Annotated in this window: 11 protein-coding genes, 2 tRNA genes and 1 pseudogene; 9 read left to right on the forward strand and 5 right to left on the reverse strand. The window is 73.1% G+C overall.

Going from position 1 to position 17,010, the window contains the following annotated elements; translation table 11 throughout:
- Window positions 1-35: 35 nt before the first annotated feature.
- Window positions 36-1,688, forward strand: a complete 1,653-nt coding sequence (locus K2224_RS07210) for a long-chain fatty acid--CoA ligase (RefSeq protein WP_221905796.1) — start codon at window positions 36-38, stop codon at window positions 1,686-1,688.
- A 69-nt stretch (window positions 1,689-1,757) separates the two neighbouring features.
- Here K2224_RS07210 and K2224_RS07215 read toward each other — a convergent pair whose 3' ends face one another.
- Window positions 1,758-5,759, reverse strand: a complete 4,002-nt coding sequence (locus tag K2224_RS07215; protein WP_221905797.1) for a PAS domain-containing protein — start codon at window positions 5,757-5,759, stop codon at window positions 1,758-1,760.
- A 191-nt stretch (window positions 5,760-5,950) separates the two neighbouring features.
- The gene (locus K2224_RS07220) at window positions 5,951-6,484 is read right to left on the reverse strand and encodes an SSI family serine proteinase inhibitor (protein ID WP_221905798.1); all 534 of its coding nucleotides are present in this window, start codon (window positions 6,482-6,484) and stop codon (window positions 5,951-5,953) included.
- A gap of 291 nt (window positions 6,485-6,775) precedes the next feature.
- Here K2224_RS07220 and K2224_RS07225 point away from each other — a divergent pair.
- Window positions 6,776-6,866, forward strand: a tRNA-Ser gene (locus K2224_RS07225).
- Between the two features lie 529 nt (window positions 6,867-7,395).
- Window positions 7,396-7,468 (forward strand) — tRNA-Arg (locus tag K2224_RS07230).
- Window positions 7,469-7,528: 60 nt separating this feature from the next.
- Here the strand turns inward: K2224_RS07230 and K2224_RS07235 are convergent.
- Window positions 7,529-7,993: a MarR family winged helix-turn-helix transcriptional regulator gene (locus K2224_RS07235; protein WP_221905799.1), complete on the reverse strand. Its 465-nt coding sequence runs from the start codon at window positions 7,991-7,993 to the stop codon at window positions 7,529-7,531.
- A gap of 79 nt (window positions 7,994-8,072) precedes the next feature.
- Between K2224_RS07235 and K2224_RS40275 the strand changes: the two are divergent.
- Window positions 8,073-8,440 (forward strand): annotated as a pseudogene (locus tag K2224_RS40275) (VOC family protein); the annotation flags it as partial.
- Window positions 8,441-8,458: 18 nt separating this feature from the next.
- Here K2224_RS40275 and K2224_RS07240 read toward each other — a convergent pair.
- Complete coding sequence (locus K2224_RS07240; protein ID WP_221909414.1) at window positions 8,459-9,661, reverse strand: IS110 family transposase; 1,203 nt, start codon at window positions 9,659-9,661, stop codon at window positions 8,459-8,461.
- 744 nt (window positions 9,662-10,405) lie between these two features.
- Here K2224_RS07240 and K2224_RS07245 point away from each other — a divergent pair.
- Together K2224_RS07245 and K2224_RS07250 are read left to right on the forward strand one after the other, a co-directional pair.
- Entirely contained in the window at window positions 10,406-10,672 is a 267-nt protein-coding gene (locus K2224_RS07245; protein WP_221905800.1) for a hypothetical protein, read from the forward strand.
- A 365-nt stretch (window positions 10,673-11,037) separates the two neighbouring features.
- On the forward strand, window positions 11,038-11,955 hold the full coding sequence (locus K2224_RS07250; RefSeq protein ID WP_399019972.1) for a DUF2797 domain-containing protein: 918 nt from the start codon (window positions 11,038-11,040) through the stop codon (window positions 11,953-11,955).
- 67 nt (window positions 11,956-12,022) lie between these two features.
- Here K2224_RS07250 and K2224_RS07255 read toward each other — a convergent pair whose 3' ends face one another.
- Window positions 12,023-12,580 (reverse strand): NADPH-dependent FMN reductase, encoded by a 558-nt coding sequence (locus K2224_RS07255; RefSeq protein ID WP_221905801.1) that lies wholly within the window; start codon window positions 12,578-12,580, stop codon window positions 12,023-12,025.
- Between the two features lie 379 nt (window positions 12,581-12,959).
- Between K2224_RS07255 and K2224_RS07260 the strand changes: the two genes are divergently transcribed.
- From K2224_RS07260 to K2224_RS07270, 3 genes are all read left to right on the forward strand, one after another.
- A complete protein-coding gene (locus K2224_RS07260; protein WP_313904796.1) occupies window positions 12,960-13,661 on the forward strand; it encodes a response regulator transcription factor in 702 nt (233 codons plus the stop codon).
- 311 nt (window positions 13,662-13,972) lie between these two features.
- Entirely contained in the window at window positions 13,973-15,475 is a 1,503-nt protein-coding gene (locus tag K2224_RS07265; protein ID WP_260693420.1) for a cell wall metabolism sensor histidine kinase WalK, read from the forward strand.
- 148 nt (window positions 15,476-15,623) lie between these two features.
- Window positions 15,624-16,985 (forward strand): bifunctional glycosyltransferase family 2/GtrA family protein, encoded by a 1,362-nt coding sequence (locus K2224_RS07270; protein WP_260692368.1) that lies wholly within the window; start codon window positions 15,624-15,626, stop codon window positions 16,983-16,985.
- Window positions 16,986-17,010 lie beyond the last annotated feature (25 nt).

Raw genomic sequence — 17,010 nt, forward strand, 5'->3', positions numbered from 1 at the left:
ACCACTACCCGCCCGTAACAAAGCGGAGGCACTCGGTGCTCAGCACGATGCAGGACGTACCGCTCACGGTCTCGCGAATTCTCAGCCATGGGTCCACAGTTCACGGAAAGTCGCAGGTCATCACCTGGACCGGCGAGGCCGAGCCGCACCGCCGCACCTTCGCCGAGATCGGCCGCAGGGCCGCGCAGCTCGCGCACGCGCTCCGCGACACCCTCGAAGTCGCCCCCGAGGAACGGGTCGGCACCCTCATGTGGAACAACAGCGAGCACATGGAGGCGTATCTGGGCATCCCCTCCATGGGGGCGGTGCTGCACACGCTGAACCTCCGGCTCCCGGCCGAGCAGCTCGCCTGGATCGTCAACCACGCCGAGGACCGGGTCGTGCTCGTCAACGGCACCCTGATCCCGCTGCTGGCGCCCCTGCTGCCGCGGCTGCCCAACGTGGCGCACGTGGTCGTCGTCGGCCCCGGCGACCGCGCCCCGCTGGCCGGCGCCCACGCCGAGGTCCACGACTACGAGGAGCTGCTGGCCGGCCGGCCCGAGCACTACGACTGGCCCGAGATCGACGAGCGGGAGGCCGCCGCGCTCTGTTACACCTCGGGCACCACCGGCGAGCCCAAGGGCGTGCTCTACAGCCACCGTTCGCTCTATCTGCACTCCCTCCAGGTCAACACCGCCGAGGCGTTCGCCCTCGCCTCCCGGGACATCGCGCTGCCGGTGGTGCCGATGTTCCACGTCAACGCCTGGGGCCTGCCGCACGCCGCGTTCATGGCCGGTGCGTCGCTGCTGATGCCGGACCGCTTCCTGCAGCCCGCGCCGCTCGCCGAGATGATCGAGACCATCCGGCCGACGATAGGAGCCGCGGTCCCGACGATCTGGCAGGGCCTGCTGGCCGAACTCGACGCCCACAAGCGGGACGTGGCCTGTCTGCACACCGTCGTCATCGGCGGCTCCGCCTGCCCGCCGGCTCTGATGCGCGGCTTCGAGGAGCGGCACGGCATCCGTGTGGTGCACGCCTGGGGAATGACCGAGACCTCCCCGCTGGGCTGCGTCTCCCACCCGCCGGCCGGCGTGAGCGGCGAGGACGAGTGGGCCTACCGCACCACCCAGGGCCGCTTCCCGGCCTCCGTCGAGGCCCGGCTGATCGGCCCGTCCGGCGAGGAGCTGCCCTGGGACGGCACCGCCGCCGGCGAGTTGGAGGTGCGCGGCCCGTGGATCGCGGGCGCGTACTACGGCGGCGCGCAGGGCGGGGCGCTGCGCCCGGAGGACAAGTTCAGCCCGGACGGCTGGCTGCGCACCGGCGACGTCGGCACGATCTCGCCGGACGGCTATCTGACCCTGACCGACCGCGCCAAGGACGTCATCAAGTCCGGCGGCGAGTGGATCTCCTCGGTCGAGCTGGAGAACCACCTGATGGCGCACCCGGGCGTCGCCGAGGCCGCGGTGGTCGCCGTCCCGGACGAGAAATGGGGCGAACGGCCGCTGGCGACCGTGGTGTTGACCGACGGCTCGGCGATCACCTACGAGGAGCTGCGGGCCTTCCTCGGCGAGCGGATCGCGCGCTGGCAGCTGCCGGAGCGGTGGGCGGTGATTCCGTCGGTGCCCAAGACGAGCGTGGGCAAGTTCGACAAGAAGGTGCTGCGGCGGCAGTACGCCGACGGCGAGCTGGACGTGACCCGGCTGGGGTGAAGCCGTGGGGCGGGCCTTCACGGGCCCGCCCCGGTGCCCTGCTCCCGGCGCTCTGCCCCGTCAGTCGGGCTAGTTGGTGCCGATCTTCGCCAGCAGGTCCACGATCCGGGACTGCACCTCGGCACTGGTCGAGCGCTCCGCCAGGAAGAGCACCGTCTCCCCGGAGGCCAGCCCCGGCAGCTGGGTCGGATCCAGGTCGGCGGAGGTGTAGACGACCAGCGGGGTGCGGTCCAGCAGCCCGTTGGCGCGCAGCCAGTCCACGATCCCGGCCCGGCGGCGGCGCACCTGCATCAGATCCATCACGACGAGGTTGGGCCGCAGCTGCGTCGCCAGCGCGACCGCGTCGGTGTCCGCGCCGGCCCGGCCCACCTGCATGCCGCGCCGCTCCAGCGAAGCGGTCAGCGCGCCCGCGATGGCGTCGTTCTGCTCGATGAGCAGCACCCGCGCCGGGTGGTTCTCGCCGTCCCGGGGGGCGAGTGCCTTGAGCAGCACCGCCGGGTCGGCGCCGTAGGCGGCCTCCCGCGTCGCCTGCCCCAGCCCCGCGGTGACCAGGACGGGCACCTCGGCGGCACCGGCGGCCTGGCGCAGCGACTGCAGCGCGGTCCGGGTGATCGGCCCGGTCAGCGGGTCCACGAAGAGCGCCGCCGGGTACGCGGCGATCTGCGCGTCCACCTCCTCGCGGGAGTTGACGATCACCGGGCGGTAGCCGCGGTCGCTGAGCGCCTGCTGGGTGGCGACGTCGGGCGCCGGCCAGACCAGCAGCCGGCGCGGGTTGTCCAGCGGCTCCGGCGGCAACTCGTCGTCCATCGGCGGTTGCTGACGCTCCATCACCTCAACCGCGCCGTTCGGCCCGTCCAACAGCTCGGGCCCCTCGCTGCCCTCGTCGGGCGCCGAGATGGCGAACGCGCGCCCCTCGCCGGCGTCCATCAGATGCGGCTGCGGGGCCGGCTGCTTGGGCCGGGCGGGCGGCTGCGGCCCGGTGGCCTGCGCCGGCAGGGTCCCGGGAGGCGGCGTCTCGGCCGTGCCGCGCTCGCCCTCCGGCGGCGGTGTGGCGAGCTTCCGGCGGCGGCCGGAACCCGTGGCGGTGCCACCGGGCGGGGTGCTCGTACCGGGCTGGGGCCTGGGCGCGCCCGCCTGGGGCGCGGGGCTCTGCGGCGCGGCGCCGGGCTGCGGCGCCGGACGCTGCGGATCGGCCAACTGCTGGGCGAACGGCACCCCCTGGCCGAGCGTGCGCACGCTGAACGCCCGCCCGGCGGCGTCCTCGGCGGGCGGCAGCGGCTGCCGGGCCTGCGGCGGCACGGCGGCGCCCTGCGGCGGCACCGGGCCGCCCGGCGCGGGCGCGCCGGCGGGACCGGCCGCGGGCGGTGCGGCCTCCTCGGCGGGGCTGGGGCGGCCCCGACGGCGGCCGGTGGGCGCGGTCGGGGCGGACGCGCCGGCGATACCGGGGGCCGCCCCGGTGCCCGTACCGGTCGCCTCGGCCGGGACGTCCTGGTCCGCCGGTGCGGACGGCTGCGCGACCAGGCCCTCGGGGCCCGCCACGAACGTGCCGGACGCCTCGGAGTCGGCCATCGCCGCGGCCGCGCGCTGCTCGGCGGCGGCCCGCCGGGCCCGCCGCCGGCCGGTCGGCTCGCCGTCCCAATTCCCTTGCGCGTCAGGCGGGTTGGGCGCGTCAGGTGCGCCCGGTGCGTCGGGTGCCGCGCCGGACGGCTGCGGGCCGCCCACGGCCTCGGACACGGCCTCCGGGCCGCCGGCCACCGGACGGCGCGCCCGGCGCCGCCCTGTACCGGCCGCCTCCTGCGGCCCGGCCTCCGCCTGTACGGGACCCGCGGGCACCGGCGTCCCACCGGGGCGCGCGGGCAGCGCCGGCTGTGCGGCCGGCTGCTGCTGCGGTGCCCGGTCCGCCGCGGCGGGCGGCAGCGCGAACGGGGAGCGCGGCGCGGCCGGAGCCTGCGCGGCGCCACCGGACGCGCCCGCCGGGCCCGCTGCACCCGGCTCACCGGCCCGCTCGGGCGCCTCGGCCAGCGCCCGCCGGGCCCGTCGGCCACCGGCCGGAACCGGACCCTGCGACTGCCCGGCGGGCCGTCCTGCCTGCGGTCCCGTCTGCTGCGCTGCCTGCTGCCCCTGGGGCTGGCCCTGCGGCCGCACCGGCCCGAGCGCCGGGCTCACCGCGGGCGTCAGACCGTGCGCCGGACCGCCGGCCGGGGCCCCGTCACCGGCCCCGGACGGCAGCGCGGGCAGCGCCGAGCCCTCCGGCGCCGGCCGCGCCCGGCGACGACCGCTCGGCGGCCCCGCCTCGGCGCCCGCGGCCAGCCCCGCGCCCTGTGTTCCGTCCGCCGCGGCCGCGGGCTCCCCGCCCGAGTGCCGCGCGCGCCGACGGCCGGTCGGCTGCGCGCCGCCCGTACCGCCCTCCGTCTTCGGTCCCGCCGACGCCTCCGCGGCGCCGGGGAGCCCGCGGCCGTCCGTCCCCGGAGCACCCGCCTCCGCACCACCGGCCGCGGCGTCGCCCGCCGGCGCCGGCTCCGCGCCCTCGGCCGCCGCCTCGTCGGACTCCGCCTCCGGCTCGTCGACCAGTACCGGCAGCTCCAGTACGTACGCACTGCCGACCGGACCGGAACCGCCCGGCACCTCGTGCGTCTGGATCAGCCCGTCGTGCATCCGCACGATCCCGCGGACGATCGGCCCGTGCACCGGATCGCCGCCGCCGAACGGCCCGCGCACCTCGATACGGACCACCTCGCCGCGCTTGGCCGCGGCCACCACGATCGTCGAGTCACCGGGCACCGGGCGGCCGCCCGGCCCGGTGGCACCGTCGGCGACCGTCCGGCCGGTGGAATCCACCCCGGCGACGTCCGCGATCAGATGCGACAACGCCTGCGCCAGCCGCTCCGCGTCGACCAGCGCCGCTATCGGCGGCGCGTGCACCGCGAACTGCGCCCGGCCCGGCCCGATCAGCTCGACGGCGCCTTCCACACCGGCCGCGACCACCTGGTCCAGCGACACCTTGGTGCGGTTGAGCTTCTCCTGGCCGGAGTCCAGCCGCTGGTAGCTGAGAACGTTGTCGACCAGCGTCGTCATCCGGGCGTGCCCGGCCGCGAGATGGTGCAGGATCTGGTTCGCCTCGGGCCACAACTGGCCCGCCGGGTCCGCGGCGAGGGTGCCCAGCTCACCGCTGAGCTCCTCCAGGGGGCCGCGCAGCGACCGCCCCAGCACGGCCAGCAGCTGGGCCTGCCGGTCTGCCAGCGCGTCGTACGGACGGCGGTCGGTGAACGTCATCACCGCGCCCACCAGCTGATCGCCGTCCCGCACCGGCGCGGTCGTCAGATCGACGGCGACCGACCGGCCGCCCTTGGACCACAGCACCTGTCCGCGCACCCGGTGCTTGCGCCCGGACTTGAGGGTGTCGGCGAGCGGAGTGTCCTCCCACGGCAGCGCCGAACCGTCCGCCCGCGAGTGGTGGACCAGCGGATGCAGCTCCTTGCCGCCCAACTCGCTCGCCCGGTAGCCGAGGATCTGCGCCGCGGACGGATTGACCAGGACCACCCGGCCCTCGGAGTCGACGCCGACCACGCCCTCCGCCGCGGCCCGCAGGATCATCTCCGTCTGCCGCTGCTGGCGCGCCAGCTCGGTCTCGGTGTCCAGCGTCCCGGTCAGATCCCGCACCACGAGCATCAGCAGCTCGTCGCCGGTGTAGCCGTTGCGGTGATCGGCGTAGGCCGCCTCGAAGGAGGACTCGTACGGGGTGCGGCCGTCCTCCAGATTGGCACTGGTCACCTCGACCAGCAGCTCGCCGCCGTCGGTCCGCCTCGCGACCATCCGCGTCGGCTTCGTCCGCCCGTAAACCTCTTCTTCCGCGCGCCGCATCGACCCCGGGATCCGCTTGGAGTCGAAGGTCGGCAGCAGATCGAGCAGCCCGCGCCCGACCAGGGCCGTGCCGGGGGCCTCGAACATCTCCAGCGCGATGGCGTTGGCGTTGACGACGGTGCCGTTGCAGTTCACCAGCAGCAACGCGTCGGGGAGGGCGTCCAGTATGGCTGCGAGGCGAGCAGCGCCTCGGGATGGCCTGCTGCTCACGCGACGCTTCCTCCCTGTTACCGCACCTTGCCGACCCACCACGGCGGGTCGCTGGGATGGAGTCTACGGGCACATGCCGGGGACGCGGAGGCGGATCACGCCCCGCTATTGCCGCGCCCCGACGCGACTCGCCGCGTGCCCGACATGTGCCCCTCGTCCTGACCTGGCGCGCTACTCCGGCACGAACCGGGTCAGGAAACGGTCTTGGGGAGCATGGGTTCGAAGCGGCCCCAGCGTTCGATCTCACACCCGTCGGTGCGCCGGAAGTCGGCGTTGACGCGGCGCCCCGCCCACGTCCCGCTGACGTGCGCCCGCGCCGGACCGCCGTACATCATCGTGCACTGCGCCCCCTGCGGCACGGGGGCGAACATGTCCTTGCCCCACCGCGTCATCCGGTCCAGCCGGTCGCAGGCCCGCCGCGCGTCGGGGTGCGTCCCGCCCTGCGGATGGCAGTACAGCTCGAACCGGCCGTCCGTACGCTTCGCGCCGGAGTCGCGGACGGTGATCGTCAGGTGGTCCTGCCGCCGCCGGTCGGGGAAGAGCCCGGGCACCTCGGCGTCGGGCGCGAAATGCCCCAGGATCGGCAGCTCGTCGTGGTGGTACGGCAGCGGGATGGGGGCGGCGGAGGCGGCCGGCGCCATGGCGAGTGCGGGCACCGCGCACACGGCGGCCGCGGCGGCGGCGAGCAGCGACAGCGATCGGGACGGGATCCGGCGACGGGACATCACGGGCTCCTGGAAGGGGCGAGTGCGGGCGCTACCCGATTCCATGCGCGGGACGGCCCGTACAGGACGTGGCGGCGGTACGCGGTCCGTACGCGCCGGGGGCGCACGACACACGTGCGGGCGGCCGCGACCCCGACTCTCTAACGCCCCGCCGCCCCCGACGTTGCGCCGCAGGAACGTCTTTGCCGGGTGGCCTGCGGGCCTAGTACCGTAGGGGGCGATTGGTGACAGGCCACCGAGCTGTGTCATCATCTGGTCACGCCACATCGCGTTCACGCGCGTGAGGTGTGTGGAGGCGTCGCCTAGTCCGGTCTATGGCGCCGCACTGCTAATGCGGTTTGGGTTTTACCGCCCATCGAGGGTTCAAATCCCTCCGCCTCCGCTCTTGAGTCCCACCCCAGGCCCGATCAACTGCGATCGGGCCTGGTTTTTTATTGGGCGCGGGGCCGGGCACGGGCGCGGGGCCGGGGGGCTGGCGGGGGCCGCACACCGCACCCGGCGGGACGGGCCGGGACGGGACCATGGCCCCACGAGCCCACACCCCTCCCGCGACACCTCTACCCCTACCGCTACCGCTACCGGTCCACCTCTACGGCTACCGGCGGGCCGGCTGTCGGCACTTCCGCCGGCTCGGGCATCGGCACGGACATCGGTACGCGGGCGTCGGTACGCAGGCATCGGCACCGCCCCCGGCATCGCCGACCACAGGAGAGCCCCGCCTCGGCTTCCCTCGCCCGGAGTTCGTCCGGATCACCGGGGAACGCTCCCGGCCCGGCCGGCCCCCATCTCGGCCCCAAAGTGCATTTCCGCAGGTCAGAGGGGGTGCGGCAATCGGATTTCGCCTAACGGCGCAGGTCATGTAATGTTGTTCCCGCAACGCCGACCGGCAAGAAAAACCGCCGGAAAGCCAAGCGCTCGTAGCTTAACGGATAGAGCATCTGACTACGGATCAGAAGGTTGCAGGTTCGAATCCTGCCGAGCGCACAGCAGGTCGAAGCCCCCGCCGGTTCTCCGGTGGGGGCTTTGTCGTGGTGAGTTGAGGGGTTATTGCTCCAGGGCCGTTGCCAGGTGGTTGAGGTCGGCGAGGAGTGCCGGCAGGCGGTGGGGCGGGATCGCGTCGAGCATGCGCTGCTCGATGGCGTAGACGGCGGACTGGACTTCGGTGAGGCGCCGGTGGCCCTCCTCGGTGAGGTGGGCGGGGCGGGCGCGGCCGTGGTCGGCGGTGGCGGGGCGGGTGATCAGTCCCGCTTCCTGTAGGCCGCGCAGGACGACGTTGCCGGACTGGCGGGTCACGAAGGTCGCGCGGGCGAGGTCCGCGTTGGACATGCCGGGGTGCAGGGCCAGGAGTTCGAGGGTGGCGTACTGGGGGACGGTGAGTCCGTGTGCGCGCAGGGCCTTGTCCATGGCGCCGCGGAGGGCGGACTGGGTCCGTTTGATCAGGTGGCCCAGGTGTTGGGTGACATCGTCCGGCGTGGGGTGGGGCGGTTCGGTGGGCGCGCTCTTTGGCATGTCAGAATTTTGACATAGGGGCGGGGGTTTCCTGGGCTTTCCCATGTCAATGCTTTGACATGGGAGTGGGGGCGAGCTTGTGACTGTTGCTGTCGAGGGGCCTGACTCTGTCGCCCGCAGGTTCGTGATGTGGATGCGGCGGCGGACTTCTGTGAGCGGCATCTGGGGATGCGTCGGGCCGCGGTCTCGCCGCCGCATGCGGTGGTGTTCGGCACCGAGCCGACGCCGTTCGCGGTTCGGGAGCTGCTGCCGGGCGTCGCTCTCGCGGATGCCGCGCGGCCGGGACGCGGTGTGGTGCTCTGGTTCCGGACTTCCGACGCGCAACGGCTCCACGATCAGCTCGTTGCCGGCGGGATCAGGATTCTGACGCCGGTGGTCGGGAGTCCGTTCGGGCCGATGTTTTCGTTCGAGGGGCCGGAGGGGGGCACGCTCACCGCGCACGGGGGGGTGCCCCTATGGGTTTCGTCAACCCGTGGGGGCTGGTTGGGGTTGGTAGAAGGTGCCGTCGCGGAGCATGGCGAAGAGCACGTCGGCTCGTCGTCTGGCGAGGCAGAGGAGGGCTTGGGTGTGGTGTTTTCCCTGGGCGATCTTCTTGTCGTAGTAGGCCCTGGAGACGGGGTCGGCCAGGGCGGCGAACGCGGAGAGGAAGAAGGCGCGTTTGAGCTGTTTGTTTCCTCTGCGCGATGGCTGTTCGCCGCGGATGGAGGACCCGGAACTGCGGGTTGCCGGGGCGAGGCCGGCGTAGGCGGCGAGGTGGGCGGCGCTGGGGAAGCTGCTGGCGTCGCCGATGTCGATGAGGATGCGTGCTCCGGTCCTGACGCCGATCCCCGGCATGGACGTCAGGACCTTGGAAAGAGGGTGAGCCTCCAGCAGTTCCTCGATCCTTGTGGCGAGGAGTTTGCGCTGGTCAAGTACCGACTGGAGCGAGCTGGCGAGGCTGGGGACGATCAATGCGGCCGCGGCCGTGCCTGGCACGACCACTGTCTGCTCGTCCAGGGCGGTGAAGATGTCATCGACGAGCCGTTCCGCCATCCGTGGTGCCTTTGGGCGGATCAGGTTCACCAGCCGACGCCGTCCGGCCTTGCGGACCTGGGCCGGCGAACCGCACTGGTCGAGCAGCTTGAGCACGGCTGGGTGCTGCATTCGCGGTCCCAGTACCCGTTCCAGCGACGGGTGGATCTGTGTCAGCAGTCCCCGCAGTCTGTTGCTGATGCGGGTGGCTTCGCCGGCCAGGTCGTCGTCGAAACCCACGATCATTTCCAGCTCGGCTACTGCCTCGTCGGCAAGCTCGACGGCCCGCAGAGTGTGCGGCATCGACCGGGCCGCGTCCGCGATGATGAAGGCGTCGCGGGCGTCGGTTTTGGCTTCACCGGGGTAGAGGTCGGCGATCCGCCGCATCGTCAGGCCCGGCAGGTAAGCCACGGGGCAGTCCATGTCGCGGGCCACGGCCAGCGGCAGGGCGCCGATGGAGGCGGGCTGGTCGACGACCACGAGCACGGTGCCGTGCTTGGCTTTCAGCTTGGCGAACACGTCGCGGAGCTTGGGTTCGCTGTTGGGCAGCCGCTTGTCGAAGGCCTTCCTTCCGGCCGGAGTGACGGCGGTGGCGTGGTGTTCGCTCTTGCCGACGTCCAGGCCGAGGAAGGCGCCGATCTCACTGACGTCGATCACGTGCGTCCTCTGGTCGTTCCCGCCCGGCCGTCCCACGGCACCGATCGCCACATCCACATTACGAAGAGCCTCCCGACCTGCGGACAAGCCGGTGGTCATGCCCCTAATCAGCGGTCTGTCGATGCCTCCGGAGCCGGTGACACCACCCCCCAGGCCATACGTTCGACAGGGGGAGAAAGTCATGCCAACTCCGAAGGCCGGGCGCCCCATTGCGGGGCCACCAAGAAGGTAATGGGGAGTCGCGGGGCTGAGTGCGGGGGTGTCCTGTCGTCGGGGGCGTAGTGCAGTGGCTGAGGGTTGTCCCTCAATGTCACCCTGTCGTGATCTTGATCATGATGGAATGTTTTGGATCTCCCTTGGGGCGTCGCCTAACGTGGCGTCAGCTCGCCCGGCTCCGACCATGCCGATGGGCCGGGCAATGAACCAGGGGGAGGAGCGGGGGCGTTCGGTTTCCACGCCGAGCTCCGGCTGCGCATGCCGTCGAACCGTGCCGTTGCGGCGGCCTCTGTTTCCGCGGCGGAGCCGGCCGCGCTGAAGGCCGCGAACCCGGCGTCCCGAGCACGTGGTGTACCAGCTCATGGATTATCTCGCCCATCTCTGATTCGAGACCGCGGAACGGGTCGGTGGCCGAGGGCCGGTTCGGTTGTCGGTGGGCTGGTTCGGGTTTTGGGCCGTGGTTGGAAGTGAGCTCCTTCCGGGGAATCCGGGGGAGCTCGTTCGGCATGGAATGAAGACGAGGCGAAAATGAAGAAGACGCGTGCGCAGGTCGTTTCCGACAACATGTGGGGGTCGACGGCGCTTTTCTGTATGGCTGCCTTTGTGGCGTTCGTCGTCGTACGGTCCGATGCGGCGGTGGGGGTCGGGTGGATTCTGTACGGATGCGGGTGGGTGCCGGCGATCTGTATGGCGGGGTGGTGCGCGGCGCGGCGCAGGGCCCCGGGGGTCGGTGGGGCCTTCGCCTTCGGTCTTCTCGTGGTGTTCGGGGTGCTGGCCTGGTTGGCGCATGGATGAGACGAGGGGCGGGGCGGGTGGAACGCTTCGGATCGCGGGGGAGAGGACTGTCGAAATCAGTGGGCTGACGCGATTTCAGGTCGGTGATCTCGCGGCCGAGCGCGCTGTTCCTCTGCACTGGCTGGGGAGGTGGCGGCGCGGCTTGCGTTCCGGGGCCCAGTTGTGGAGCGCGAGGGCGGGCAGGGCGACGAACCGGTCGTGGTCGACACGGTGCGCGATGGCGTGGGGCTGAGCCTGGGCCTGGGGTCTGAGGGCGGGGCGTGCGGCGGGGCGTTGTCAGTGGGCGGTCGTACGCTGACTGCGTGTGGCGATGTACGGGACCGCGGTGGTCGGGCGGCGGGCCGGGGGCCGGGCCGGCGGGGCGGTTGGGGCAGCGGCTCGGTTGGTACTGCGCGGAGCGGGGCGCCGAGCGGGTGAGCCTGCTGCCGCCGGGGAAGGAGCTGGCGTTCGCGGCGGTGGGGGAGCGGCGGTGCCTGGGGGTGCGGCGGGCCGGGCGGTGGATCGTCTGCCCGTACGAGGCGGTGCTGGAGAGCGAGGGGGTGAAGGACCAGTGCCCGCGGTGTGCGCAGCTGGACCGTTCGCGGTCGGTGGCGGCGGACACCATGGCCGACGATCCGCGTCCGTACGGCGTCTATCTGGCGTACTTCGGGCCCGGGCTGGTGAAGGTGGGGATCACCGCCGTGGAGCGCGGGGCGGCGCGGCTGGTGGAGCAGGGGGCGGTGGCGTACGCCTGGCTGGGGCGCGGGCCGTTGATGGCGGCGCGGCGGGCGGAGGCGCTGTTGGGGAGTGCGCTGGGCGTTCCGGACCGGTTCGGGAAGGAGGCGAAGCGGGCGGCGCGCGGGGTGTTGCCGCCGGTGGCGGAGCGGGTCGCGGAGCTGGCCGAAATGCACGGGAGAACACAGGGGTTGGGGGGCTGGCCGGAGACGTTGGAGCCGGTTGCGTTCTCGTGCGCGGATCACACGGAGCTGTTCGGGCTGGAGCGGATCGCGGCGGCAGGTGGTGCGGCGGGCGGTGTGGCGGAGCTGGGCGGGATGACGGCCGGGGCGGAGATCGTGGGGGAGGTCGTGGCCGGGGCGGGGGCGGATGTGTATCTGCGGTTGGTGGGTGCTGGTGAGCGTGGGGGCGGGGGCTCGGACGGGGGCGCGGTGGTTGCCGTGATGGATGGGCGGTTGTTGGCGGGGTGGGTGCTGGGGGCGGCGCGGGGGCGGGTGACCACGGTGCCGGTGCGGTGGGGCGGGGCGGGGCGTGCCGAGGAGGGAGGGGAGCAGGGCGGGTTGTTCTGAGGGTGGGGTAGGGCGGGACGCGGTGGCGCCCTTCTGGTGCGGGTGGTGGGGGCGGACCCGGTCCCGGTTACGTGGCGGGCGCGGGTGTGGGGGTGCCGGCGGCGGTGGCCAGGTGGGTCATGGCCGTGCGGAGGTCGGTGAGCGTGGGCTCGTCGGTGACGCGCTCGGTCCTGGGGTCGATCTTCGGGCCGATGGCGGGGATCTCACGGCAGGCGTCCGCGATGACGTTGCCGGTCATCATGCGCAGGGTTTCCCGGAGTTGGGCGTTGGCGTGGTCACCGCCGGTGGGGAACGGGGAGGCGGTGATCACGGCGATCGGCTTCCCGACGCATTCGCCGCTGCTGACCAGCCAGTCGAGGGCGTTCTTGAGGGCGCCGGGGACGCCGTGCGCGTACTCCGGGCTGACGATCAGCAGCGCGTCGGCCCGGGCGACGGCGGTCCGCAGGGCGGCGACGGGGGCGGGCGGGGTGGCGTCCTCGCCGTCCAGGTCGGGGTTGAAGTGCGGGAGCGCGCCGATGTCCGCGGTGCCGGCCGGGCCGTCGAAGAGTTCCAGGGCGGAGCGCAGGACGGCGCCGTTGGAGGAGCGGGCGCGGAGGCTGCCGGAGAGGGCCAGGAGGCGGGTCATGGGGAGGACGTTACGGGGAGTTGGGGGACGGTGGGGGTGCTTGGGGAGAGGCGCAGGTCAGGGGGATTGTCAGTGGTGGGTGTCATGCTGAAGGAAGAGTGATCGGCATGGGCCGCGCGGGGGCCCCGGTCGGTTGTGACGGGGTGGGGCAGGTGTGTCCTGCGGGCTTGACCGAAGGGAGGGGAGATTCTCAGGAGATTCACAGGAACCGGCAAGGGAGCTTTCAGAGGGCCGGGTCAGGCTCCCTGCCATGACCGTGACTTCGTCGACGTCCTCAACTACGCGCCGTGTGGCGACTTCGGGCTCGTCCTCCAGGGGAGCGGCCGGTAAGGCAGCCGGCAAGACGCCCGGGCAGGGCCCCGGCAAGCAGCCGGAGCTGTTGCGGGCCGACGGCAGCCCCGTGCGGGTGCTCGTGGTGGACGACGAGTCCTCGCTCGCGGACCTGTTGTCGCTGGCGCTGCGTTACGAGGGATGGGCCATCAAGGCGGAGGGCGACGGCGCGGGGGCGCTGCGGTGCGCCCGGAGCTGGCGGCCGGACGCGGTGGTGCTCGATGTGATGCTGCCGGACATGGACGGGCTGACGGTCCTCGCCCGGCTGCGGAACGAACTGCCGGACGTACCGGTGCTGTTCCTGACCGCCAAGGACGCGGTCGAGGACCGGATCGCCGGGCTGACGGCGGGGGGCGACGACTACGTCACCAAGCCGTTCAGCCTGGAGGAGGTGGTGGCCCGGCTGCGCGGGTTGCTGCGGCGGGCGGGCGCGGCCGCGGTGCGCAGTGAGTCGCTGCTGACCGTGGGCGATCTGGTGCTGGACGAGGACAGCCACGAGGTGTGGCGGGACGGCCAGGACATCCATCTGACCGCCACGGAGTTCGAGTTGCTGCGGTATCTGATGCGCAATCCGCGGCGGGTGCTGAGCAAGACGCAGATTCTGGACCGGGTGTGGAGCTATGACTTCGGAGGGCAGGCCAATGTCGTCGAACTGTATATCTCGTATCTGAGGCGGAAGATCGACGCCGGACGGGAGCCGATGATCCACACCCGGCGGGGTGCGGGCTATCTGATCAAGCCGGTCGGGTAACGATCGTGGGCTCTTTGGGGTCTTCACGGCTTTCGGGGTCTGTTGGGCCTTCGGGGACTGCTGGGCTTTCGGCGGAGGCTGTGCGTGCCGGGTCGGGCTTCGGCGGCAGTGCCGGTGACCGTGTCGGTCCGGGCGCGGACCCGGACCCCGGTCCCGGTCACGACCCCGGTCACGGCCCCGGTCCCCGTCCTGGCGCGGGCCTCGGGGCCGGCGTGAGCCCCGACGGTGCCGGCGACGGCGACGGTGCCGCGGACGGCGCCAGGTCCGGCCCCCGGAGCAGTGGCGGGCGTCGGCGGCGTCGGCGCTGGACGTTGCGGACGCGGCTCGTGGTGTCGGCGGTGGCGTTGATCGCCGTCGTGGCCGCGGTGATCAGCACGGTGACCGCGATTGCGCTGCATGCGTATCTGCAAGGGCAGTTGGACGGCCGGTTGCGCGAGGGCATCGGGCGGGCGATGGCGCCGCGGCCGCACGATCCGTTGCGGGACGAGGGGCTGGAGTTCGTGGCGCTGCCCGGTCAGCAGCCGGGGACGGTGGGGGCCCGGGTCCGGCCGGACGGCACGTTCGAGGGCGGTGCGCGGATGAACCACTCGACGAGCCGGCTGCCGTCGGACCGGCTGACCCCGTTGGACGACGACCAGCTCGCGGCGCTGGCCGGGGTGCCCCGGGACGGTCGTCAGCACAGCACCGACGTGCCCGGGCTCGGACCGTACCGCGTGCAGTACGCCAAGAACGGCGCGCTGGTGCTGGGGATTCCGCTCACCGAGGTGAACGACACGGTCGGGCGGCTGGTGCTCATCGAGTGCTGTGTGACGGTCGCCGGGCTGGTCGCGGCCGGGATCGCCGGCTCGGCCATGGTCGGGATCGCGCTGCGCCCGCTGCGGCGGGTCGCCGCGACCGCGACCCGGGTGTCCGAACTCCCGCTCCACCAGGGCGAGGTCGCCCTGCACGTCCGCGTCCCCGCCGCCGAGGCCGATGCACGTACGGAGGTGGGGCAGGTCGGGGCGGCGCTCAACCGCATGCTGGGGCACGTCGGTTCGGCGCTCTCGGCGCGTCAGGAGAGCGAGACGCGGGTACGGCGGTTCGTCGCCGATGCCAGTCATGAGCTGCGGACCCCGCTGGCGTCGATACGGGGCTACGCCGAGCTGACCCGCCGCGGCAAGGAGCGGCCCGGCCCGGAGACCCGGCATGCGCTGGGGCGGATCGAGTCCGAGGCGGAGCGGATGACCGGGCTGGTGGAGGACCTGCTGCTGCTCGCCCGGCTCGACTCCGGGCGCCCGCTCTCGTACGCCACGGTGGACCTCTCGCCGCTGGTGGTGGACGCGGTGAGCGACGCGCGGGCGGCCGGCCCCGACCACCGTTGGCGCCTGGAACTCCCGGAAGCGGACCACCCCGCGCTGGTGCACGGGGACGCCGACCGGCTGCATCAGATCCTGGTCAACCTGCTGGCCAACGCGCGTACGCACACACCCGAGGGGACGACGGTGACGGCCCGGGTGCGGACCCTGGGGCCCGCGGCGCGCGGCCCGGGTGCGGGGGCCGGCAGTGGCGCGGGCGACGCGGTCCAGCTGGAGGTCGAGGACGACGGGCCGGGGGTTCCGGCCGGGTTGCTGCCGCATGTCTTCGAACGGTTCGCGCGGGGCGACGCATCCCGGTCGCGCACCACGGGGAGCGGCCGGAGCGGGGGCAGTACGGGGCTGGGGCTGGCCATCGTGCAGGCGGTGGTGGCCGCGCACGGCGGGACGGTCGCGGTGGCGAGCGGGCCGGGGCGGACGGTGTTCACGGTGACGCTGCCCGGCAGCACGCGGGCCCGTTAGTCCCCCGACCCCGACCCCGACCCGCCCCGCGCCTCGTCCTCCGGGCCGGGACCCGCATCACCTCCTGCCGCACCTCCCACCCCCGACTCACAGCTTGCGCACAGGCGCACCACACGGCCGTGACAGGGCGATTGGCGAGCGTCGTGGCATGACCACGCCTTCGCCGACCCCGACCCGGACGCCGTTGGGTTCCCTGCCACCGCGCGAGCATCTGCGTCCCGGCCAGACCGAGACCGTCCTCGATGTGGTGATCCCCGTCTACAACGAGGAGAAGGATCTGGAACCCTGTGTGCGCCGGCTGCACGACCACCTGAGCCGCACCTTCCCCTACGGGTTCCGGATCACCATCGCGGACAACGCGAGCACCGACGACACACCCCGGATCGCCGCCCGGCTGGACGACCAGATGGACCACGTCACCGCCGTACGGCTGGAGCAGAAGGGGCGCGGGCGGGCGCTGCGCACGGTGTGGTCGCTGTCCGATGCGCCGGTGCTGGCCTATATGGACGTCGATCTGTCCACCGACCTCAACGCGCTGCTGCCGCTGGTGGCGCCGCTGATCTCTGGGCACTCCGACCTGGCGATCGGGACCCGGCTCAGCCGGAGCGCGCGGGTGGTCCGCGGGCCCAAGCGGGAGTTCGTCTCGCGCACCTACAACCTCATCCTGCGGGGCTCGTTGGCCGCGCGCTTCTCCGACGCGCAGTGCGGATTCAAGGCGATCCGCGGTGATGTCGCGGGCCGGCTGCTGCCGATGATCGAGGACGTCGGGTGGTTCTTCGACACCGAGATGCTGGTGCTGGCCGAACGGGCCGGGCTGCGCATCCACGAGGTGCCGGTGGACTGGGTGGACGACCCGGACAGCACCGTGCACCTCGTGCGGACCGCGACCGACGACCTCAAGGGCGTCTGGCGGGTGGGCCGGGCGCTGGCGACCGGTGCGCTGCCGCTGGACCGGCTGGCCCGGCCGTTCGGCGACGACCCCCGGGACCGGGAACTCTCCGGGGTGCCGGGCGGGCTGGCCCGTCAGGTCGTCGGGTTCGCCGTCGTCGGGGCGCTGAGCACGCTGCTCTACCTCGGCCTCTACTCCCTCTTCCGGCTGGGGGTCGGCCCCCAAGTGGCCAACGCGGGTGCCCTGTTGGTGTCGGCGCTCGCCAACACGTCCGCCAACCGGCGGCTGACGTTCGGGGTGCGCGGGCGGGAGCGGGCGGTCCGCCACCAGGCGCAGGGCCTGGTGGTCTTCGCCATCGGGCTGGCGCTGACCAGCGGGTCGCTCGCGGCCCTGGACGCCGCCACCGTCAGTCCCTCGCACACCAGCGAGCTGACCGTCCTGGTGGCCGCCAACCTCGCGGCCACGGTGCTGCGCTTCCTGCTCTTCCGCGCCTGGGTGTTCCCGGAGCGCGAGCGGCGCGCGCACGACGAGCAGCAGCCGGGGGCGGGGCGGGACGCGTACGACGCGAACGGCCCCCGCGGCCCGCACGACTGTGACGACCTCAGCAGGAGCGCTCGGTGAGCCGCCGACCGCAAACCCCCCGACC

It is taken from the genome of Streptomyces sp. BHT-5-2, assembly GCF_019774615.1.
Classification (GTDB): domain Bacteria; phylum Actinomycetota; class Actinomycetes; order Streptomycetales; family Streptomycetaceae; genus Streptomyces.

What these genes read in the sequence shown, in the direction of transcription:
- K2224_RS07220 (WP_221905798.1), bottom strand. Translation starts at nt 6,484, where the DNA reads ATGTCCCGTCGCCGGATCCCGTCCCGATCGCTGTCGCTGCTCGCCGCC.
- K2224_RS07255 (WP_221905801.1), bottom strand. Translation starts at nt 12,580, where the DNA reads ATGACCCGCCTCCTGGCCCTCTCCGGCAGCCTCCGCGCCCGCTCCTCC.
- K2224_RS07235 (WP_221905799.1), bottom strand. Translation starts at nt 7,993, where the DNA reads ATGCCAAAGAGCGCGCCCACCGAACCGCCCCACCCCACGCCGGACGAT.
- K2224_RS07270 (WP_260692368.1), top strand. Translation starts at nt 15,624, where the DNA reads ATGACCACGCCTTCGCCGACCCCGACCCGGACGCCGTTGGGTTCCCTG.
- K2224_RS07245 (WP_221905800.1), top strand. Translation starts at nt 10,406, where the DNA reads ATGAAGAAGACGCGTGCGCAGGTCGTTTCCGACAACATGTGGGGGTCG.